The 20,789-nt window shown below is 68.6% G+C and carries 18 protein-coding genes and 3 pseudogenes; 14 read left to right on the top strand and 7 right to left on the bottom strand.

What is annotated here, in order from left to right:
* Window positions 1–29: 29 nt before the first annotated feature.
* Window positions 30–653 carry a hypothetical protein gene (locus tag BN4332_RS16540; protein WP_066899733.1) on the bottom strand — a complete coding sequence of 208 codons (624 nt, stop codon included), beginning with the start codon at window positions 651–653 and terminating at the stop codon, window positions 30–32.
* Between the two features lie 30 nt (window positions 654–683).
* On the opposite strand from BN4332_RS16540, the gene BN4332_RS16535 reads away from it, so the two are divergent.
* The 6 genes and pseudogenes from BN4332_RS16535 to BN4332_RS16510 all read left to right on the top strand — a co-directional run bounded on the left by BN4332_RS16535 (window position 684) and on the right by BN4332_RS16510 (window position 7,152).
* Window positions 684–1,571: a phosphoribosylaminoimidazolesuccinocarboxamide synthase gene (locus tag BN4332_RS16535; protein WP_066899731.1), complete on the top strand. Its 888-nt coding sequence runs from the start codon at window positions 684–686 to the stop codon at window positions 1,569–1,571.
* Window positions 1,568–3,724: a S9 family peptidase gene (locus tag BN4332_RS16530; RefSeq protein ID WP_066899729.1), complete on the top strand. Its 2,157-nt coding sequence runs from the start codon at window positions 1,568–1,570 to the stop codon at window positions 3,722–3,724. Before BN4332_RS16535 ends, BN4332_RS16530 begins: the two co-directional genes overlap by 4 nt.
* Window positions 3,725–3,756: 32 nt before the next feature.
* Window positions 3,757–4,302, top strand: coding sequence for a TetR/AcrR family transcriptional regulator (locus BN4332_RS16525; RefSeq protein ID WP_066899727.1), 546 nt, complete (start codon window positions 3,757–3,759; stop codon window positions 4,300–4,302).
* A 20-nt stretch (window positions 4,303–4,322) separates the two neighbouring features.
* The gene (locus BN4332_RS16520; protein ID WP_066899725.1) at window positions 4,323–4,811 is read left to right on the top strand and encodes a glutathione peroxidase; all 489 of its coding nucleotides are present in this window, start codon (window positions 4,323–4,325) and stop codon (window positions 4,809–4,811) included.
* Window positions 4,812–4,891: 80 nt separating this feature from the next.
* Window positions 4,892–5,464, top strand: a pseudogene (locus BN4332_RS16515) (DUF2334 domain-containing protein); the annotation flags it as partial.
* Window positions 5,465–5,508: 44 nt separating this feature from the next.
* The gene (locus BN4332_RS16510; RefSeq protein WP_066899723.1) at window positions 5,509–7,152 is read left to right on the top strand and encodes an FAD-binding dehydrogenase; all 1,644 of its coding nucleotides are present in this window, start codon (window positions 5,509–5,511) and stop codon (window positions 7,150–7,152) included.
* A 1-nt stretch (window position 7,153) separates the two neighbouring features.
* Here BN4332_RS16510 and BN4332_RS16505 read toward each other — a convergent pair whose 3' ends face one another.
* Window positions 7,154–7,792 (bottom strand): MBL fold metallo-hydrolase, encoded by a 639-nt coding sequence (locus BN4332_RS16505; RefSeq protein ID WP_066899722.1) that lies wholly within the window; start codon window positions 7,790–7,792, stop codon window positions 7,154–7,156.
* Between the two features lie 46 nt (window positions 7,793–7,838).
* Here BN4332_RS16505 and BN4332_RS16500 point away from each other — a divergent pair, with 46 nt between their 5' ends.
* The 3 genes and pseudogenes from BN4332_RS16500 to purQ all read left to right on the top strand — a co-directional run bounded on the left by BN4332_RS16500 (window position 7,839) and on the right by purQ (window position 9,442).
* A complete protein-coding gene (locus BN4332_RS16500; RefSeq protein ID WP_435405195.1) occupies window positions 7,839–8,474 on the top strand; it encodes an ATPase in 636 nt (211 codons plus the stop codon).
* A gap of 10 nt (window positions 8,475–8,484) precedes the next feature.
* Complete coding sequence (gene purS / locus BN4332_RS16495) at window positions 8,485–8,724, top strand: phosphoribosylformylglycinamidine synthase subunit PurS (protein WP_066899830.1); 240 nt, start codon at window positions 8,485–8,487, stop codon at window positions 8,722–8,724.
* Window positions 8,721–9,442: pseudogene (purQ, locus tag BN4332_RS16490) on the top strand (phosphoribosylformylglycinamidine synthase subunit PurQ). Before purS ends, purQ begins: the two are co-directional and overlap by 4 nt.
* Before the next feature lie 96 nt (window positions 9,443–9,538).
* On the opposite strand, the gene BN4332_RS16485 reads toward purQ, so the two are convergent.
* Together BN4332_RS16485 and BN4332_RS16480 are read right to left on the bottom strand one after the other, a co-directional pair.
* Window positions 9,539–10,336: a family 1 encapsulin nanocompartment shell protein gene (locus BN4332_RS16485; protein ID WP_066899718.1), complete on the bottom strand. Its 798-nt coding sequence runs from the start codon at window positions 10,334–10,336 to the stop codon at window positions 9,539–9,541.
* Complete coding sequence (locus tag BN4332_RS16480; RefSeq protein WP_066899716.1) at window positions 10,333–11,370, bottom strand: Dyp-type peroxidase; 1,038 nt, start codon at window positions 11,368–11,370, stop codon at window positions 10,333–10,335. The genes BN4332_RS16485 and BN4332_RS16480 overlap by 4 nt, the downstream gene beginning before the upstream one ends.
* 50 nt (window positions 11,371–11,420) lie before the next feature.
* Here BN4332_RS16480 and BN4332_RS16475 point away from each other — a divergent pair, with 50 nt between their 5' ends.
* Complete coding sequence (locus BN4332_RS16475; RefSeq protein WP_066899712.1) at window positions 11,421–12,704, top strand: M18 family aminopeptidase; 1,284 nt, start codon at window positions 11,421–11,423, stop codon at window positions 12,702–12,704.
* Between the two features lie 34 nt (window positions 12,705–12,738).
* Window positions 12,739–13,083 carry a VOC family protein gene (locus tag BN4332_RS16470; RefSeq protein ID WP_066899710.1) on the top strand — a complete coding sequence of 115 codons (345 nt, stop codon included), beginning with the start codon at window positions 12,739–12,741 and terminating at the stop codon, window positions 13,081–13,083.
* A 5-nt stretch (window positions 13,084–13,088) separates the two neighbouring features.
* Here the strand turns inward: BN4332_RS16470 and BN4332_RS16465 are convergent, their stop codons facing one another.
* Both BN4332_RS16465 and BN4332_RS16460 read right to left on the bottom strand, forming a co-directional pair.
* Window positions 13,089–13,319 (bottom strand): hypothetical protein, encoded by a 231-nt coding sequence (locus BN4332_RS16465; RefSeq protein ID WP_066899708.1) that lies wholly within the window; start codon window positions 13,317–13,319, stop codon window positions 13,089–13,091.
* Between the two features lie 39 nt (window positions 13,320–13,358).
* Window positions 13,359–15,173 carry a thiamine pyrophosphate-requiring protein gene (locus tag BN4332_RS16460; RefSeq protein ID WP_066899706.1) on the bottom strand — a complete coding sequence of 605 codons (1,815 nt, stop codon included), beginning with the start codon at window positions 15,171–15,173 and terminating at the stop codon, window positions 13,359–13,361.
* A 119-nt stretch (window positions 15,174–15,292) separates the two neighbouring features.
* Here BN4332_RS16460 and purL point away from each other — a divergent pair, with 119 nt between their 5' ends.
* The 3 genes and pseudogenes from purL to BN4332_RS16445 all read left to right on the top strand — a co-directional run.
* Window positions 15,293–17,611 carry a phosphoribosylformylglycinamidine synthase subunit PurL gene (purL, locus tag BN4332_RS16455; RefSeq protein WP_066899704.1) on the top strand — a complete coding sequence of 773 codons (2,319 nt, stop codon included), beginning with the start codon at window positions 15,293–15,295 and terminating at the stop codon, window positions 17,609–17,611.
* Window positions 17,608–19,335, top strand: a complete 1,728-nt coding sequence (locus BN4332_RS16450) for an alpha/beta hydrolase (protein ID WP_066899702.1) — start codon at window positions 17,608–17,610, stop codon at window positions 19,333–19,335. Before purL ends, BN4332_RS16450 begins: the two co-directional genes overlap by 4 nt.
* 65 nt (window positions 19,336–19,400) lie before the next feature.
* Window positions 19,401–19,589: pseudogene (locus tag BN4332_RS16445) on the top strand (CPBP family glutamic-type intramembrane protease); the annotation flags it as partial.
* On the opposite strand, the gene BN4332_RS16440 reads toward BN4332_RS16445, so the two are convergent.
* Window positions 19,510–20,775, bottom strand: coding sequence for a hypothetical protein (locus tag BN4332_RS16440; protein ID WP_066899700.1), 1,266 nt, complete (start codon window positions 20,773–20,775; stop codon window positions 19,510–19,512). The pseudogene BN4332_RS16445 and the gene BN4332_RS16440 sit on opposite strands and share 80 nt — an antisense overlap.
* Window positions 20,776–20,789: the final 14 nt, after the last annotated feature.

Raw genomic sequence — 20,789 nt, 5'->3', positions numbered from 1 at the left:
GGTGGGCGTTACGAGAGGTGCACAAATCACTAGTCGATGCGGCGGAGGCGCATGCCGGCCGAGCGGAGTTCCAGGGCAGCCAGGCCGCGAATGGCCTGCTGGTCCTGGCTGCGCCAGGCGCCGACCGGGTCGTCGGACACCCGGGTCAGCTTGGCCAGCGGCCGGTTGGCCAACGCCCGCAGCGCCAGCAGCTGCTCCCCCGCGGCCGTCGAGGCCAGGGTGATCGCCGTCCACTTGCGTCGGAAGAACCGCACCCGCAGGTACAGCCACGGCATGGCGACGAACAGGATGGGGGCGGCCGCGACAGCCAGGGCCAGTACCCAGGCCAGCCAGCTCGCCGTGCTGTCCAGGTTGGCCCCGGCCCCGGCGATGTCGAGGGCCGCCTCACTCGCCGCGCGCAGCGGTTTGCTCAACGTGTCGCCGACCAGCGGAACGTTGTCGGTGCTGTCCCCGGCGGAGCCGAGGTTGTCGGCCACCCCGTTGGCGCCGCTCTCGACCTGCCTGCCGACCTCGGCGATGGTGGACACCGCGGAATGCACCGCGACCCCGACCAATATCCACACCGCCGTCCACGTGACGACGGCCACGTCGCTGAACAGCTGCGCCAACAAGCGGCCGGGTCTGCTGGCATAGGGCAGGTACCGCGATCTCATGGGACCGATCCCAACACATAGGCTGGCCCAATGCGCCCCGCTCTGTCCGACTACCAGCACCTGGCCAGCGGCAAGGTCCGCGAGTTGTACCGCATCGACGATGACCATCTGCTCTTCGTGGCGTCCGACCGCATCTCGGCCTACGACTACGTCCTGGACTCGCAGATCCCGGACAAGGGCCGGATCCTGACCGCGATGAGCGTGTTCTTCTTCGACCTGATCAGCGCGCCCAACCATCTGGCCGGGCCGCCGGACGACGAGCGCATCCCCGAGGACGTGCTGGGCCGGGCGCTGGTGGTGCGCCGGCTCAAGATGCTGCCGGTCGAGTGTGTGGCCCGGGGCTACCTCACCGGCTCTGGCCTGCTCGACTACCAGGCCTCCGGTTCGGTGTGCGGCATCCCGCTGCCGTCCGGGCTGGGCGAGGCCAGCCGGTTCGACGAGCCGCTGTTCACCCCGGCCACCAAGGCCGACCTCGGTGAGCACGACGAGAACATCTCGTTCGCCAAGGTGGTCGACCTGGTCGGACCGGAATTGGCCGGCCGGCTGAAGGAACGCACGCTGCAGACCTACCTGCAAGGGGCCGAACACGCGCTGACCAAGGGCATCATCATCGCCGACACCAAGTTCGAGTTCGGTGTCGATGCCGACGGCACCGTGGTGCTCGCCGATGAGGTGTTCACCCCGGATTCCTCTCGGTACTGGCGCGCTGAGACGTATCAACAGGGCGTGGTTCAGGACAGCTTCGACAAGCAGTTCGTCCGCAACTGGCTGACGGGTCCGGACTCCGGCTGGGACCGCCACGGTGACACCCCGCCCCCACCGCTGCCCGATGAGATCGTGGCCGCTACCCGCGACCGGTACATCGAGGCGTACGAACGGATTTCGGGCCTGCGGTTCGACGATTGGATCGGCGCATGACCGAGCCTGTGACGCCGCCGATCGCCAAACGTGGCAACCACCGCCGCGAGCATCACGGCGACGTGTTCATCGACCCGTACGAGTGGCTGCGCGACAAGGACGATCCCGAGGTGATCGCCTACCTCGAGGCCGAGAACGCCTACACCGAGGATGCCACCGCACATCTGGAGCCGTTGCGGCAGAAGATCTTCGACGAGATCAAGGCCCGCACCAAGGAGACCGACCTGTCGGTGCCGATGCGCCGGGCCGGCTGGTGGTACTACGCCCGCAGCTTCGAGGGCAAGCAGTACGCGGTCCACTGCCGTTGTCCGATCAGCGATCCCGATGACTGGACCCCGCCCGCGCTCGATGAGAACACCGAGATTCCCGGCGAGCAGGTGTTGCTGGACGAGAACGTCGAGGCCGAGGGGCACGACTACTTCTCGCTCGGCGCGGCCACGGTGAGTCTGGACGGCAACGTCCTGGCCTATTCGGTCGACGTCCTCGGCGACGAGCGATACACCTTGAAGTTCAAGGACTTACGTACCGGCGAGCTCTACCCCGACACCATCACAGGGATCGGGGCCGGCGGCACCTGGGCGGCCGACAGTCGCACGCTGTACTACACGACCGTGGACGCGGCGTGGCGGCCCGACACGGTGTGGCGGCATCGACTGGCCTCGGGCCTGCCCGCCGAAAAGGTGTACCACGAACCCGACGAACGGTTCTGGGTCGCGATCGGCCGCAGCCGCAGCGACAAGTACCTGTTCATCGCCTCGGGCAGTGCGGTCACCGCCGAAGTCCACTACGTCGACGCCAACGATCCGAGCGCAGAGCTCACCACCGTGTGGGGCCGTCGCGACCTGGTGGAGTACTCCGTCGAGCATGCCGTCGTCGGGGGCGAGGACCGGTTCCTGATCCTGCACAACGACGGCGCCGAGAACTTCATGCTGGTGGATGCCCCGGTCAGCGACCCCAGCGACTTCCGGACGCTGATCGAGCACCGGGCGGATGTGCGCCTGGACGGCGTGGATGCGTTCGACGGCTTCCTGGTGATCAGCTACCGCAGCGAGGCCCTGCCGAAAATGGCGTTGTGGCGACTCACGGAGGACGGCTACGGCGCGCGCGAGGAACTGACCTTCGATTCCGAGCTGACCGCCGCGGGCATGGGCGGGAACCCGAACTGGTCGGCGCCGAAGCTGCGCATCGGTGCCACGTCGTTCATCACCCCGGCCCGCATCTACGACCTGGACCTGGCCACCGGGGAGCGCACGCTGCTGCGTGAGCAACCGGTGCTGGGCGGTTACCGGCCGGAAGACTATGTGGAGCGCCGGGATTGGGCGGTCGCCTCCGACGGGGCCCGGATTCCGATCTCGATCATCCACCGGGCCGGGCTGCAGTTCCCGGCGCCGGCGCTGCTCTACGGTTACGGCGCCTACGAGTCGTGTGAGGATCCGCGATTCTCGATCGCCCGGTTGTCCCTGCTGGACCGGGGCATGGTGTTCGCGATCGCGCATGTGCGGGGCGGCGGCGAGCTGGGCCGGCCGTGGTACGAACACGGCAAGCTGCTGGAGAAGACCAACACGTTCACCGATTTCATCGCCGCGGCACGGCATCTGGTCGATACCGGGGTGACCCGTCCGCAGAATCTGGTGGCCCTCGGTGGCAGCGCGGGCGGGCTGCTGGTGGGTGCGGTGGCCAACATGGCGCCGGAGCTGTTCGCCGGCATCCTGGCCCAGGTGCCGTTCGTGGACGCGTTGACCACGATCCTGGATCCGTCGCTGCCGCTGACCGTCACCGAGTGGGACGAGTGGGGAAATCCATTGGAGGACCCCGAGGTGTACCACTACATGAAGTCCTACACGCCGTACGAGAACGTTGCGGCGCAGGACTATCCGGCGATCCTGGCGATGACCTCACTCAACGACACCCGGGTGTACTACGTCGAGCCCGCGAAATGGGTTGCCGTCCTGCGGCATACCAAGACCGATGGCCACCCGGTGCTGTTGAAGACCGAGATGGTGGCCGGCCACGGCGGTCTGTCCGGCCGTTACGAGCGGTGGAAGGAGGCCGCATTCCAGTACGCCTGGTTGCTGGCCGCCGCCGATCCGGAGAATTTCGGCAATGGTCAGGTGGGCAGCCTGTTCGCGGGCCCGGGGTCGTCCAGCATCTAGGCGCTGTCAAGATGTGGGCCTAAGATGCTCACATGGGTTATCACCACGGTGATCTCAAGGCCGTGATCCTCGCGCAGGCCGCGACGCTGGTGGCCGAGCGCGGTGCCGACGGCATCTCGCTGCGCGAGCTGGCGCGCGCCGCCGGAGTGTCACACGCCGCGCCCGCACACCACTTCAACGACCGGCGTGGGTTGTTCACGGCACTGGCCACCGAGGGTTTCCAGTTGCTCACCGCCGCACTGGCCGGGGCGCGACCGCAATTCATCGACGCCGCCAAGGCCTACGTGCGCTTCGCCCTCGACCACCCCGGTCACTACGAGGTGATGTTCGACAAGTCGCTGTACGACGACACCGACCCCGAACTGGCCGCTGCAGCGTCGGCCGCCGGCGCCGAACTCAACAGCGGCGTCGGTACCTTGGCCGACCCGAAGGCCGCCGCCGATCCGGCCGCCGCGGCGCTCGCCGCTTGGTCGCTGGTGCACGGCTTTTCGATGCTGTGGCTCAATGACGCAATCGAGACGGCGGGCGATCCGATCGCCCAGGTGGAACGTCTGGCCGCGATCCTGTTCGACGACTAGCGTCGGGTACCGTCCCTGCCATGAGCCTCAACGAGATTCCGCTGACCACCCTCGACGGCAAGTCGACGACGTTGGCCGAGTTGGCGACCGGTGCCGCACTGGTGGTCAACGTGGCCTCCAAATGCGGGCTGACGCCGCAGTACACCGCGCTGGAGAAGCTCGCCCAGGAGTACGGCGCGCGCGGGCTGACCGTCGTCGGTGTGCCGTGCAACCAGTTCATGGGGCAGGAACCCGGCAGCGCCGAGGAGATCCAGACGTTCTGCTCGACCACCTACGGTGTGACGTTCCCGTTGCTGGCCAAGACCGACGTCAACGGCGCCGACCGGCACCCGCTGTACGCCGAGCTCACGCAGGCCGCCGACGCCGACGGCGAGGCCGGCGACATCCAATGGAACTTCGAGAAGTTCCTGCTCGCCCCGGGCGGCACGGTGGTCAACCGGTTCCGGCCCCGCACCGAGCCCGACGCGCCCGAGGTCATTGCGGCCATCGAGGCGGTCCTGCCGGGCTGACCGCAGGGTCTATCCCAATGGACACTCGGCGTCAGAGTGTTCGACACCGTCCCGACATGTGACGTTGCCACACTGGCAGCGTGACCGGACAACTCATCGTCTCGATATCGCAGATCAGCGATCGCACGCTGGGCGATGTCGCGTCGTTCTGTGCCGAGCTCGACGCACGTGGCGTCCCCGCCTCGCTGATGGTGGCGCCGCGGCTCAAGGGCGGCTACCGGTTGGACCGCGACGCGGCGACCGTCGAATGGGTGGCCCAGCGACGTCGCGGTGGTGACGCCGTCGTCCTGCACGGATACGACGAGGCCGCCACCAAGAAACGTCGCGGTGAGTTCGCCTCGCTGCCCGCGCACGAGGCAAACCTGCGCCTGATGGGCGCCGACCGGGTGCTCGAGCATCTGGGGCTGCGTACCAGGCTGTTCGCCGCCCCCGGCTGGACCGTGTCACAGGGAACTGTGACGGCTTTGCCACGCAACGGTTTTCGCCTGCTGGCCGAGCTGAACGGGATCACCGACCTGGTCCGCCACACCACCACGCGGGCCCGGGTGGTGGGGATCGGCGAAGGTTTCCTGACCGAGCCGTGGTGGTGCCGCACCGTGGTGTTGGCCGCCGAACGCACCGCGCGGCGCGAGGGCCTGGTGCGGGTCGCGGTCNGGTACTGACCGAGGCCGCCTGACAAGGTCTAGTCTTGCGTCTCATGGCAGACGCCGATGTCATTGTCGTGGGGGCGGGTCTGGCCGGACTGGTCGCCGCATGTGAACTGATCGAGCGCGGGCACAGAGTGCTGATCCTCGACCAGGAGAACGCCGCCAACCTCGGCGGCCAGGCATTCTGGTCGTTCGGCGGATTGTTCTTCGTCGACAGCCCCGAACAGCGCAGGCTCGGCATTCGCGACAGCCAGGAACTGGCCCTGCAGGATTGGCTCGGCACCGCCGGGTTCGACCGGCCCGAGGATCACTGGCCGCGGGAGTGGGCGCATGCCTATGTCGACTTCGCTGCCGGGGAGAAGCGCAGCTGGCTGCGGGCCCGCGGCCTGCAGACCTTCCCGTTGGTCGGATGGGCCGAGCGGGGCGGCTACGGGGCGCTGGGGCACGGCAATTCGGTGCCGCGCTTCCACATCACCTGGGGGACCGGGCCGGCCATCGTCGACGTGTTCGCCCGCCGTCTGGTGGGCGACCCCCGGGTCCGGTTCGCGCACCGCCACCGCGTCGACGAGCTCATCGTCTCCGACGGTGTCGTCGTCGGGGTCCGGGGGTCGGTGCTGGAACCGTCCGATGCGCCCCGAGGGGCGGCGTCGTCGCGAAACGTCGTCGGCGACTTCGAGTTCCGCGCGTCGGCGGTGATCGTCGCCAGTGGCGGGATCGGCGGCAACCACGAACTGGTGCGCAAGAACTGGCCGGCGCGCATGGGCCGGGTCCCCGAGCAGCTGCTCAGCGGGGTGCCCGCGCATGTCGACGGCCGCATGATCGGTATCTCCGAGTCTGCCGGTGCCCGCGTCATCAACAGCGACCGGATGTGGCACTACACCGAGGGCATCACCAACTACGACCCGATCTGGCCCGACCACGGTATCCGCATCCTGCCCGGGCCGTCGTCATTGTGGTTGGACGCCAACGGGAAACGGCTCCCCGGCCCGCTCTACCCCGGCTTCGACACCCTGGGCACGCTCGAACACATCTGCCGCACCGGGCAGGACTACACGTGGTTCATCCTCAACGCGCGCATCATCGCCAAGGAGTTCGCGTTGTCCGGTCAGGAGCAGAACCCCGACCTCACCTCGCGCAGCCTGCGGGACGTGCTGGCCCGCGTCAAGCCCGGTGCCCCGGCGCCGGTTCAGGCTTTCGTCGACCGTGGCGTCGACTTCGTCAGCGCCCACTCACTGCGGGAACTCGTCACTGCCATGAACGGTGTGCCGGATGTGGTCGAACTCGACTATGCCACCGTGGCGGCCGAGGTCACCGCGCGAGATCGCGAGGTGGCCAACAAGTTCACCAAGGACGGGCAGATCACCGCGATCCACGGGGCACGCAGCTACCTGGGGGACCGGTTCACCCGCGTCGTGCCTCCGCACCGGCTCACCGATCCGAAAGCCGGCCCGATGATCGCCGTGAAGCTGCACATCCTCACCCGAAAGTCGTTGGGCGGGTTGGAGACCGACCTGAGCTCACGCGTGCTCAAAGCCGACGGTACCGCATTCGGCGGCCTGTACGCCGCCGGCGAGGCGGCCGGGTTCGGCGGGGGTGGGGTGCACGGCTATCGCTCGCTGGAAGGCACCTTCCTGGGTGGTTGCATCTTCTCCGGGCGCGCCGCCGGTCGGGGCGCGGCAGCCGATATCGCCTGAGTCAGAATTCCGTGCCGTTTTCCTCGGTGAGAACTTGGAATTCGGTGTTCGTCATCTCGGCCAGCCGCCCGTAGTAGATGCCACGCGCACCAGGATCGATGATGCCCTGGTGAATCGGCACCGCCCGGGCCGGGGCGACCGCGCGCAGGTAGTCCACCGCCTCGGAGATCTTCATCCAGGGTGCGGCCGCCGGGGTGGCCAGCACATCGACCGGCTCGTCGGGAACGAACAGCGCATCGCCCGGATGCATCAGACGGGCAGCATGCTCGTCGTCGCCCAACAGATACGAAATGTTGTCGATCACAGGGATTTCCGGATGGATGACGGCGTGCCTGCCGCCCGTGCCGCGGACGTTGAGTGAGCCGATGCGGAACTCGTCACCGGGGTGGACGGCCCGCCAGGGTTCGCCCAGCTGAGCGGCGGTCTGCGGATCGGCGTACAGCGCCGCCTGCGGATTGGCGTCGATGAGCGCGGGCAACCGCGCGGTGTCGGCGTGGTCGGGGTGCTGATGGGTGATCAGGATGGCCGCCAGGCCGGTGATGCCCTCGAAACCGTGGGAGAAGTTGCCCGGGTCGAACAGCACGGTGGTGTCGGAAATGCTGGCCAGTAGGCACGAATGTCCGAAATGCGTGAGTTGCATGCCTATATTGTGGCGCTCGGTGGGGATCTGGCGGGTGATCGCGACAATGTCGCTCATGCTCTGCGGGCTGGCCGCAGCGCCGCCTTCGGCTTGGCCGGATCCGAGTGCCGACTGTCCGCCGCTGTGCGACCGCATCCCGGACTCGGCCTGGGTGAACCCGGCTCAGCTTCCGATGGCCCGCGACTACCGCTGGCCCGGCCTGGCCGGTCTGGCCGTGACCGCGGTGGCGCCGCGCTTCCGCTTCGAGGACGAGTGCGCCGTGCCGCCGGTGCCCGGCGACCCACGCACCTACGCCGTTGCGGCGCGAGCCGACGTCGGACAGCCCCCGGGCCACTGGCAACTGCAGGTACAGGTCATCCACTGGCGCGGGGAGACGTGGCAGGGCGGGCAGACCGCACTGGCCGTCGTGCAGGGGGCCGTGGCCGCGCTGCGTGGTTGCCGGCCCGACGCCCCGACGATCACCACCGACCGGCCCGGACGGCTGGCCGCGGTCCTCGACCTCGACGGTGGGCGGGTGTTGCACCAGTATCTGGTCGCCGACCCGCGCAACAGCACCATCGTCGAGTTGGCCATGTGGTCGACGGTGCCGCCACAGGTGGCGTGGTCGGCGCCGTCGGACCGCCGGGTGCTCGATGCGCTGGAGGCCCCACTGTGCACGGCTTACATCGGGTCGTGCCGGTAGAGTGTGCGCCGTGGCAAAGGTGGTTGTGCACGTCATGCCCAAGGCAGAGATCCTCGACCCGCAGGGTCAGGCGATTGTCGGGGCACTCGGTCGGCTCGGACACGGCGGTATCTCCGACGTCCGGCAAGGTAAGCGTTTCGAGCTCGAAGTCGACGACTCCGTGGCCGACGACACCCTCGCCGAGATCGCGGAATCGCTGCTGGCCAACACGGTGATCGAGGACTTCTCGGTGAGCCGGGAGGACTCGTGACCACACGGGTCGGGGTGATCACCTTCCCCGGCACGCTCGACGACATCGACGCGGCCCGCGCGGTGCGGCTGGCCGGTGCCGAGGCGGTCAGCCTGTGGCACGCCGACGCCGACCTCAAGGGGGTCGACGCGGTCGTGGTGCCGGGCGGTTTCTCCTACGGCGACTACCTGCGCTGCGGGGCCATCGCGACGTTCGCGCCCGTCCTGGGCTCGGTGGTGACGGCGGCTGGTAAGGGCNGTTCGCGCCCGTCATGGGCTCGGTGGTGGAGGCGGCCGGTAAGGGCATGCCGGTGCTGGGCATCTGCAACGGCTTTCAGGTGCTGTGCGAGGCCGGTCTGCTGCCGGGGGCGCTGACCCGCAATGCCGGGCTGCATTTCATCTGCCGCGACGTGTGGCTGGAGGTGGCCTCCAACACCACAGCCTGGACCACCCGCTACGACGCCGGCGCGGACCTGCTGATCCCCTTGAAGTCGGGGGAGGGCCGCTATGTCGCGTCCGAGGCCGTGCTCGACGAGCTCGAGGGCGAAGACCGCGTGGTCTTCCGCTACCGCGAGAACCTCAACGGCTCCATGCGCGGCATCGCCGGTGTGTGCTCGGCCAACCGTCGCGTCGTCGGCCTGATGCCGCACCCGGAACATGCCACCGAGGCGCTGACCGGACCGTCCGATGACGGGCTCGGCTTGTTCTACTCCGCGCTGGACGCGGTTCTGTCGGTCTAGCTCTCTGTCTCACTCGCTGCCCGCGAGCGTGCGCAGAGTGCTGCCCGCGAGCGGCGTGTCGGGCAGCAGACACGCCCGCTCGCGGAGCAAGGGGACTCAGGCGGTGAGGGCGACGGACGCCTCGGCCGTGTAGCAGAGGAACGTCAGGGTCTCCTGCAGGTACAGCTGCACGCTCTCGGCGTCGTGGGACAGGTAGCCGATCGACACATCGGTGCCCAGCTGCAGGTCGAAATCGCCACCGCGGGTGGACAGTACGAACGCACCGTCGATCGCGGGCGCCCAGATGATCTCCCCGTCGACCAGCCGGCTCAGGTGCTCACGAATCGGATAGCCGTGTGCGGTGGTCTCGCTGACCTTGGTGTAGGTCTCGGCCGAGAGCAGCACCGAGTACGGCCCGTCGACACCGGCCAGCCGCAGCTCGGAAAGGGCCTGGGCGATCACGTCGGGAATCTCGCGGGCGTCGTCGGGCAGGGCCAGCGCCGGGTTGGAGCTGGAGCTGCGGATGCCCTCGATCGAGGCGGCCGGATAGCCCTCGAAGATCGCCCGGTCCTCGACGAAGGCCAGCTTCTTGGCGGCGTCCTTGACCGGATCCCAGTCCGAATCCTGTGATCCGCGTTCGACGTCGTCGATGTCCTTGCGCGCCACCGTGAACGGAACCCGCAGGCGCACCAGCGGCTTGGCGTCGCGCAGGTGGGCGACCACGCCGTCACCGGGGGAGGCGACATCGAGCAGATGGCCCGTGCTGATCGCCGCGGTGACCGGACCGCCGGGATCGCTCACATCGACCACGCGCCGGCCGGCGATGTGCCGCTTGAAGGTCCGGCTGGCCTCGAGTTCGATTTCGGCCCACGCGGACTCGGTGATCGGGGCCAGCTCGCGGTACAGGTTGTTCATTGCGGGATTCCTTTCAGACTGCCGATGCCGAGCGAGCCGTCGCGCCGGCCCTGAGTGGGTGAATCATCTTGCGCTGCCGACGTTTCGTCTAACGACGGCGACGGCAGCGGCGGTGGATCGTCCAGAAAATCGATCGTGGGGGTGAAGAACAGCCCGCCGGTGAGGGCGGTGGAGAAATCGAGGATGCGGTCGGTGTTGCCGGGCGGGTCGCCGATGAACATGTTGTTCAGCATCCGCTCGGTGACCGCCGGTGTGCGGGAGTAGCCGATGTAGTAGGTGCCGAATTCGCCCTTGCCGATCTCACCGAACGGCATGTTGTGCCGAATGATCTTCAGCTCGTTGCCCTCGTCGTCCTCGATCACGTTGAGCGCCACGTGCGAATTGGCGGGTTTCACCGCATCGTCGAGTTCGATGTCGTCGAGTTTGGTGCGGCCGATCACCCGCTCCTGCTCCTCGGTGGACAGCGAGTTCCAGGAGCCCATGTCGTGCACGTACTTCTGCACGTGGACGTAGCAGCCTCCGGCGAATTCCGGGTCCTCGTCGCCGATCTGGCTGGCGTTGACGGCCACCGAGCCGTTCGGGTTCTCGGTGCCGTCGACGAAGCCCATCAGATCGCGATTGTCGAAGAACTTGAACCCGTGCACCTCGTCGACGATGGTGACGGCGCCGGCGAGCGCCTCGGCGAACTTGGTGGCCAGCTCGAAGCACACATCCATCGACTCCGCGCGCAGGTGGAACAACAGGTCACCCGGGGTGGCCGGGGCGCGGTGACGCGGACCGTCCAACGGGATGAACGGGTGCAGCTCGGCCGGGCGCGGACCGGAGAACAACCGGTCCCAGGCGTCGGAGCCGATGGAGACGATCGCCGACAGGTGCTTGGTGGGGTCACGGAAGCCGATGGCACGCACCAGACCTGAGATATCGGCCAGGGCGTCGTGGACCGTGGCCTCGCCGCCCTCGTCGATGGTCGCGACCATGAACACGGCCGCGGGCGTCAACGGGGCCAGAACCGGTTGGGGCTGTGGTGCAGGCACATATGGGACCCTAACGCGGCACGCGTCGAAATCCCGGTCAAGATAGAGATATGGCAGCCAGCCCACAGAGCCTGTGCGAATTCATCGACGCCTCACCTTCGCCTTTTCATGTCTGCGAGACCACGGCGCGACGATTGCGTGACGCGGGATACACCGAATTGGCCGAAACCGACCGTTGGCCGGCCGCCGCGGGCGGTGAATCGGGCGCGGGCGGAAAGTTCTTCACGGTGCGGGCCGGATCGCTCGTCGCCTGGCAGACCGATACCGCCGCCGCGGATGCGCCGTTCCGGATCGTCGGCGGGCACACCGACAGCCCCAATCTTCGGGTCAAACAGCATCCCGACCGCGTTGTCGCGGGCTGGCAGGTGGTCGCCCTGCAGCCCTACGGTGGCGCCTGGCTGAACTCTTGGCTCGATCGCGACCTCGGGATCAGCGGCCGGCTCTCGGTCCGCCGGGGTGACGCCGTCGAGCATCGCCTGGTGCGGATCGACGACCCGATCCTGCGGGTGCCGCAGCTCGCGATCCACCTGTCCGAGGATCGCAAGGGGGTCAGCCCCGACCCGCAGCGTCACGTCAACGCGGTCTGGGGGCTGGGCCAGCGGCCGCGGTCTTTCCTCGGATACGTCGCCGAGCGGGCCGGGGTCGAACCGGATGGGCTGCTCGGCTTTGATCTGATGACCCACGACCTGACCCCGTCGGCGATCACCGGGGCCGAGGGGGAGTTCGTCAGCGCGCCCCGGCTGGACAACCAGGCCACCTGCTATGCCGGGCTGGAGGCCTTCCTGGCCGCCGAGGCCGGCGCCCAGGTGCCGGTGCTGGCGCTGTTCGACCACGAGGAGGTCGGATCGACATCGGATCACGGCGCGCAGTCCGAGCTGCTGCCGACGGTCCTGGAACGCATCGTGCTGGCCGCCGGCGGCGGCCGCGAGGACTATCTGCGCCGGGCGGCGGGGTCGATGGTGGCCTCCGGGGACATGGCCCATGCGACGCATCCGAACTATCCGGACCGCCACGAGCCGGGGCATCTGATCGAGGTCAACGGCGGGCCCGTGCTCAAGGTGCAGCCCAATCTGCGGTATGCCACCGACGGCCGGACCGCGGCCGCATTCGCGCTGGCCTGCGATCAGGCGGGGGTGCCGTTGCAGCGGTATGAGCACCGGGCGGATCTGCCGTGCGGGTCGACCATCGGGCCGATGACCTCCGCGCGCACCGGCATCCCGACCGTCGACGTGGGCGCCGCACAGCTCGCCATGCACTCGGCCCGCGAGTTCATGGGGGCCGACGACGTCGCCGCTTACTCAGCGGCGTTGCAGGCGTTTCTCTCGCCGCGCTGACGAGATGTCACCGGGTCGGTCTATCGTCGGCGCCATGGGACTGTCCGTAGAGATGATCACCGTTGACTCCACCGATCCCGATGCCTTGGCGCAGTGGTGGGCGCAGGCGCTCGGCGGTGAGGTGAACGCCGTGATGCCAGGCGAATTCGTGATGGTGGCACAGCCCGACGGGCCGCGCCTGGGCTTTCAGAAGGTCGCGGATCCCACCCCGGGCAAGAACCGCGTCCACCTCGACCTGGCCGCGACCGACGGTGAGGCGGAGGTGGCCCGGATGGTGAGCCTCGGGGCCAGAGAGACCGAGCGCCACAGCTTCGGCGAGAACTTCAGCTGGGTGGTGCTGGCCGACCCCGAGGGCAACGCGTTCTGTATCGGGCTCTGACGCGCCTAGGTGATCCGGTTGGCCAGCAGGTGCTTGGCCATCTCGGCGCCCTTGCGGCTGTCGGCCTGCGCCTTGCGGAACAGTTCCACCACTTCCTTGTCGCCGTCGCGTTCGGCGTCGGCGATGTAGGTCTCCATCCGCAGCGCGTTCTCCAGGCACTGCTCGGTGTACCAGATCAGGTTGTAGTTCTTGTCCTTGGTGCCGGTGATGTGGCCGGTTTCGGTGGTCGCGGTCATGGTTCACTCTCCTTCGCTTCCTGGGTTGTCGTGCGTCGGCTACCCGCGGGGTTCGGTACGCAAACCAGAACCGGTAAGCACTTCTGCCGCCTTGTTTTTCGCGATCTCGGCAATCAGGTGCCAGCCGTTCGGATCGCCCTTGGCGACCGCCTCGACGGTCGATTTGGCCTGCTCGTAGGTGACGTGCGGCGGGATGGGCGGAACCTCGGGATCGGTGTGCACGTCGAGCACCACCGGTCCGTCCGCGCTCAGTGCGGCGTCCCACGCCGGCCCGAGCTGATCGGTTTCCTCGACCGTGATCGCCTGCAGACCCATGGCCTTCGCAAGCTCCGCGTAGGACACGTCCGGCAGGTTCTGCGAACCCTCGAACTTGGGTGCCCCGCCCAGGGCCCGCAACTCCCACGTCACGTGGGCCAGATCGTTGTTGTGGAACACGCACACCACGAGGCGAGGGTCGGCCCACTGATCGGCGTACCGGCGGACGGTCAGCAGTTCGGCCAATCCGTTCATCTGCATGGCCCCGTCGCCGGCCAGGGCGATGACCGGGCGATCCGGCTGGGCGAACTTGGCGCCGATCGCATACGGCACCGCCGAACCCATGGTCGCCAGCGTGCCCGACAGCGATCCGCTGGTGGTGTCCCGAAAACGCAGACAGCGGGCATACCAATTGGTCGAGGAACCGGAATCCCCGGTGACGATCGCGTAGTCGGGCAGCCTGGCCGACAGCTCCCACACCACACGCATCGGGTTGATCGGATCGGCCGACAACATCGACTGCCGCTCGACCGTTTCCCACCACCGCGCGACACCGGCCTCCACAGCGCTGCGCCAGGACCGGTCCGATTTGCGGGTCAGCAGCGGAATCAGCTCCCCGAGGGCGGTTTTCGCATCGGCGACGATGTTGACCTCGGTGGGATAGCGCATGCCGATGTTGGCGCCGTCGATGTCGATCTCCACGGCACGGGCCTGCCCGAACCCGGGCAGGAACTGGCTGTAGGGAAAGTTCGAGCCGACGATCAGCAGGGTGTCGCACTCGCGCATCAGGTCATAACTGGGCCGCGTACCGAGCAGGCCGATCGCGCCGGTGACGTACGGCAGATCGTCGGGCAGTACATCCTTGCCGAGCAGGGCCTTGGCCACGCCCGCCCCGGTCAGCTCGGCCACCTGCGCCACTTCGTCGGCGGCGCTGCGGGCGCCCTGCCCGATCAGGATCGCCACCTTCGAGCCGGCGTTGAGGATGTCGGCCGCGGTCTGCAGTGCCACGGGATCGGGCGCCGCCACGGGCTCGGCATCGTTCGGGCCGCTGGACGGCACCTGCTTGAACGCGTGGCCGGGCGGCTCGTACGGCTGCTCCTGCAGATCCGACGGGATCACCACCGCGGTGGGTGCCTGGCGCGCGCGTGCGGTGCGAAACGCGCGGTCCAAGGCGTTGGGCAGCTGGCTGGCGACGTTGACCTCGACCAGGAAATCGCTGGCCACATCGGAGAACAACGCCTGCAGATCCACTTCCTGCTGGTAGCTGCCGCCCATCGCGCTGCGCGCCGTCTGCCCGACGATCGCGACGACCGGGGTGTGATCCAGCTTGGCGTCGTAGAGCCCGTTGAGCAGATGGATCGCCCCTGGCCCCGAGGTGGCCATGCACACCCCGATTTGGCCGGAGAACTTGGCGTAGCCCGTCGCGGCCAGCGCGGCCATCTCCTCGTGCCGGGTCTGGACGAACTGCGGCCCGGCCGACCGGTCCTTGCCGAACGCGGCCACCAAGCCGTTGATGCCGTCGCCCGGATAGCCGAACACCTGTGGAACGTGCCATTGACGGAGGCGGGCGAGGATGAACTCAGCGACGGTTTGACTCATCTGGCGGTGGTACCCGCGCCACCGGCGGAAAAACCTGCACGGCCGCCGGAAAGTGGGGCGGAACCGGCCGCACCAGCGGCTGCCCGCGACCATGCGCGAGCAACAATTAAACTGGTCACGTGACGTCTGAGCTCACCCACGGCCGTACATCGACCCAGGACACTGTGGAGCGGGCAGCCGCCACCCCTGATCAGCCGCAGCCCTACCGCGAACTCGGTCTCAAGGACGACGAGTACCAGCGGATTCGCGAGATCCTTGGCCGCCGCCCCACCGATGCCGAGCTGGCGATGTACTCGGTGATGTGGAGCGAACACTGCTCCTACAAGTCCTCGAAGGTGCACCTGCGCTACTTCGGTGAGACCACCACCGAGGAGATGCGCGCCGGCATGCTGGCCGGCATCGGCGAGAACGCCGGCGTCGTCGACATCGGCGACGGCTGGGCCGTCACCTTCAAGGTCGAGTCCCACAACCACCCGTCCTACGTCGAGCCCTATCAGGGTGCGGCGACCGGCGTCGGCGGCATCGTCCGCGACATCATGGCGATGGGGGCCCGGCCGGTGGCGGTCATGGACCAGCTGCGCTTCGGGGCGGCCGACGCGCCAGACACCCGCCGCGTGCTCGACGGCGTGGTACGTGGGGTCGGCGGCTACGGCAACTCGCTCGGCCTGCCGAACATCGGCGGCGAGACGATCTTCGACCCGTCCTATGCGGGCAACCCGTTGGTCAACGCGCTGTGCGTTGGTGCGCTGCGCAAGGAAGACCTGCACCTGGCCTTCGCCTCGGGCACCGGCAACAAGATCATCCTGTTCGGCGCGCGTACCGGCCTGGACGGCATCGGCGGCGTGTCGGTGCTGGCCTCTGACACCTTCTCCGGCGACGAGAGCGGAGCGGGCCGCAAGAAGCTGCCGAGCGTGCAGGTGGGCGACCCGTTCACCGAGAAGGTGCTGATCGAGTGCTGCCTCGAGCTGTACGCGGCCGGCCTGGTGGTCGGCATTCAGGACCTCGGTGGTGCCGGATTGTCCTGTGCCACATCAGAACTCGCGTCCGCCGGCGACGGCGGTATGCACATCGAGCTGGACCGGGTGCCGCTGCGGGCCAAGGACATGACCCCGGCCGAGGTGCTCTCCAGCGAATCCCAGGAACGCATGTGCGCCGTGGTGACGCCGGAGAACGTCGAGGCGTTCATGGCCGTCTGCCGCAAGTGGGACGTGCTGGCCACCGTGATCGGTGAGGTCACCGACGGGGACCGGCTGCAGATCACCTGGCACGGCGAAACGGTGGTCGACGTGCCACCGCGCACCGTCGCCCACGAGGGCCCGGTCTACCAGCGCCCGGTGGCCCGGCCCGACACGCAGGACGCCCTGGTCGCCGACACCTCGGCCAAGCTGCCCCGGCCCCAGACCGGCGACGAGCTCAAGGCCACCCTGCTGGCGATGATCGGCAGCCCGCACCTGTGCAGCCGGGCGTTCATCACCGAGCAGTACGACCGCTACGTGCGCGGCAACACCGTGCTGGCCGAGCATGCCGACGGCGGCGTGCTGCGCATCGACGAGACCACCGGCCGCGGCATCGCCGTCTCCACCGACGCATCCGGCCGCTACACGCAACTCGACCCGTACACCGGGGCGCAGCTGGCGCTGGCCGAGGCCTACCGCAACGTCGCGGTCACCGGGGCCACCCCGGTCGCCGTGACCAACTGCCTGAACTTCGGCTCCCCCGAGGACCCGGGCGTGATGTGGCAGTTCAGCCAGGCCGTCCGCGGTTTGGCCGACGGCTGTGCGGCCCTTGGCATCCCGGTCACCGGCGGCAACGTCAGCTTCTACAACCAGACCGGTTCGACCGCGATCCTGCCGACCCCGGTGGTCGGGGTGCTCGGCGTGATCGACGATGTGAAACGCCGCATCCCCACCGGATTCGGCGCCGAACCGGGTGAGACGCTGCTGCTCCTCGGCGACACCCACGACGAGTTCGACGGGTCGATCTGGGCCCAGGTCACCGCCGACCACCTGGGCGGGGTGCCGCCGAAGGTGGACCTGGCCCGCGAGAAGCTGCTGTCGGAGGTGCTGACCGCGGCATCGCGCGACGGCCTGATCTCGGCGGCCCACGATCTCTCCGAAGGCGGACTGATCCAGGCCGTCGTCGAATCCGCGCTGGCCGGTGAAACCGGTTGCCGGGTAATCCTTCCCGAGAACGTCGATCCCTTCGTGTTCCTGTTCTCCGAGTCGGCGGGCCGGGTCCTGGTGGCCGTACCCCGCACCGAGGAGAGCCGCTTCCGGTCGATGTGTGAGGCCAGGGACCTGCCGGTCACCAGGGTCGGCGTGGTGGACCAGGGCCCCGAAGGGGGAGAACCCGTCATCGAGGTCCAGGGACAGTTCAGCATCACTCTCGCGGAGCTACGGAGCACGTCGGAGGGCGTGCTGCCCGGGCTGTTCGGGTGACGGCCGAAGCCCTCGACAAACGTCATCCTCTGCTGCGCTGGGCCTGGGGCCTGGTGCGATTGGACTTCGCCGGCATCGCCGTCGGAGCCCTGTTCTTCTGTCTGTCCCTGACCCCGTCGCTGCTGCCGCGGGACTGGTTGTTCGCCGGGCTGATCGGCGGCATCAACGCCGCGATCGGCTACGGCATCGGCGTGCTGCTCGGAAAAGTGTTGTACCGCTTGGTGTTGCGCAACCGTGCCTGGTGGCCGCCGTCCAAGCGGGTGTTGTACTGGCTCAAGGCGCTCGTGGTGACCGGATCGGCCACGGCGTGCGTGCTGATGCTGATCCCCGCGGCGGCCTGGCAACGACAGGTCTCGGCGCTGATGGGTATCGAAGGCCCGGCCACCCTCGGGTATCTGCGCACCCTGATCATCGCTGTCGCGGTGGCCGCCGCGTTGATCGCCACCGCGCGCCTGCTGCGTGACACGGTCCGGCTGCTGGCCAAGCTGTTCATCCGGCGCTGGCATCTGCACCGCGAGGTCGCCCAGTTCATCGGCACCGCGATCGTGGTCGTGCTGGTCGTCATGCTCGTCAACGGCGTGCTGTACCGCGGCTTCCTGGCCGGGGCCAGCCGGGTGTTCCAGCCGCAGAACACCACCACCCGTGAGGGGATCAGCCAGCCGAGCGAGTCCGAAAGATCCGGCAGCCCAGCCTCGTTCGCATCCTGGGACTCCCTGGGTTTTCAGGGCCGCAACTTCGTGGCAACCGGCCCGCGACGCGCCGAACTGGAAGAACTCAACGGCGCACCCGCCAAAGAACCCATCCGGGTCTACGCCGGCCTGCACACCGCCGACACCGACGATCAGCGGATCGCGGTGCTGCTGAGCGAACTCGAACGTACCCACGCGTTCGAGCGCAAGCTGCTGGTGATCGTCCCGACCACCGGTACGGGCTGGGTGAATCCGGTGGCCGCCCGCGCGCTGGAACTGATGTACAACGGTGACACCACGATGGTCGGCATGCAGTATTCCTATCTGCCGAGCTGGATTTCGTTCATGGGTGACCGGCAGAAGTCGATGGTCATCGGCCGCCTGATGATCGACGCCATCCATGCGCGCTGGGAGCAACTGCCGCCCGAGCGACGTCCCAAACTGGTGCTGTACGGGGAGAGCCTGGGCTCGATGGCCGGGCAGGGCGCGTTCAGCTGGCTGCCCGACATCTCCCGGATGGGCTTCTCCTCGGTGCTGTGGGTGGGGCCGCCCAACGCCAGTCCGTTGTGGCGCGGACTGACCGTGCGCCGTGACCCGGGCACCCCGCAGGTGCGGCCCCGCTACGACAACGGCCGGACGGTGCGCTTCTCCGAGGCCGCCGACGCCGCCGAGATCGCGCGCGACACCGCCGCACCGTGGGAGGGCACCCGAGTGTTGTTCCTGCAGCACCCGTCGGACCCGATCATCTGGTGGTCGACGGATCTGCTGTTCTCCGAACCGGATTGGCTCGTGGAGCCGCCGGGGACAGACCGTACCGCCTCGATGCGCTGGTACCCGATCATCACGTTCTGGCAGGTGGCCGCCGACATCACCAACGCGTCGAGCGTCCCGGCCGGGCACGGACACAACTACGGGCAGTCCGTGCTCGACGGCTGGGCGGCGGTGGCCCCGCCGGAGGGATGGACGCCCGAGGACACCGAACGGATCCGTGTCGCGCTGGAAAAGACCGCCGCCAACGACGGGCCTGAAAACTGATGAGCTCCAGCCGGATTCGCGCGCTGGCCCTGGCCGCGGGCCTGGTGGCGTGGAACGGGCTGGTCGATCCGCGGCNCCCGACCGTGCTGGTCACCGGACTCGCCGGGTGGGTGTTCGGCAGGCTGGCGCAGCACACGGCCAGCCTGGCCGCGCCGATCCTGGCGCATCTGGCGATCAATGAGGCGGGGGCGCTGGCCGCACTGGCCTACCAATCCTGGCCAACAGCGCCGCCAGCGCGAGGATTGCGGCCGTGACCGCCACCGGCCACAGCGCGGGCAACGCGTAGTCGGTGACCCGCAACGGGATCAACACCACGCAGACGGCCACCACGGTCAGGATCAGCCGCGGTGCCTGCTGTGCGGCCGCCGAACCCGCGATACGCGAATTGGCCTCCGCCACAAGTATGTACACCACGAGCAACAGCAGGGCCGGGACCATCATCTGCAGCCGGCCGATGTAGTCCTGAAACCGGCAGAACACCACGGCCAGCACACACATCACCGCGGGGACCAGCATCGCGACCTGCGGGCCGGACCCGAACAGCCGGGCCGCGACGCGGGTGGCCGCCCAGGTCAGCGTCAGCAGCGCCGCCGACCCCAGGCACAACGCCCCGGTGGCGAACCAGTAGAACCCGGCGTCGGCGAAGAACTCCGAGATGATCAGCGAGAGGCTGGCGGCATTGGTGTGCAAGCCGCCCGTCGCGCCGATGTTGGCGGCGCACAGCAGCGCCACGGTGGCCGCCACCGTCACGCCCAGCGCCGCTCCCATCGGGCGTGCCACCGACTCGAGCCGGCCGCTGACCACCGTGGCGGCCTCGAAGCCCACCAGGCCGAGGGCGAGCGGGATCGCGGCCGCCGTGGCGAGCAGGAAGGAATCGACACGGGCGGGCCCGAACTCCATCGGCGGTGTGCCCGTGGCGACTCGGGCCACGATGGCCAGCGCGATGTAGAGGAAGATCAGCAGGCCCACGCCGGCCAGCGCCGCGGCCGTCGCACCCACCGCCCGGGTGGGCAGGTAGGCCACCACGGCGCCGGCGATCACCACCACGGCCACCGCCCAGCCGGGCCACCACCAGCCGGCCAGCGCGGTCTCCAGATCCGGGACACCCGTCAACGGTTGCAGGGCCAGCATGAGTGCGGCCCCCACCCCGAGCAGTACATAGGCCGCCAGCTGTACGAGGCTGGTGAACCGCCCGGCCGCCGAACCCACGGTGGCGGCGACCAGATCACCCGTCGACACCGCATGCGGCGCGTGCCGGTGCAGGCGGCCGAAGGAAAAGATCAGAACGGCGACGACGACCGCGGCGCCAAGGGCGGCCACCCCGTTGAAGGCTGCGCCACCGATCGGGGCCAGCGACAGACCGACGGCACGCCATGCGGGAAGCGCAGGAGGCCACGCCGGGGCCAGCTCCGCGCCCGCCGGCACCGCGCGCTTAGGCATCGGCACTACCGTTC

It is taken from the genome of Mycolicibacterium houstonense, from assembly GCF_900078665.2.
In the GTDB taxonomy this organism is placed as follows: domain Bacteria; phylum Actinomycetota; class Actinomycetes; order Mycobacteriales; family Mycobacteriaceae; genus Mycobacterium; species Mycobacterium houstonense.
This window is presented reverse-complemented; position numbering and strand designations above follow the sequence as displayed.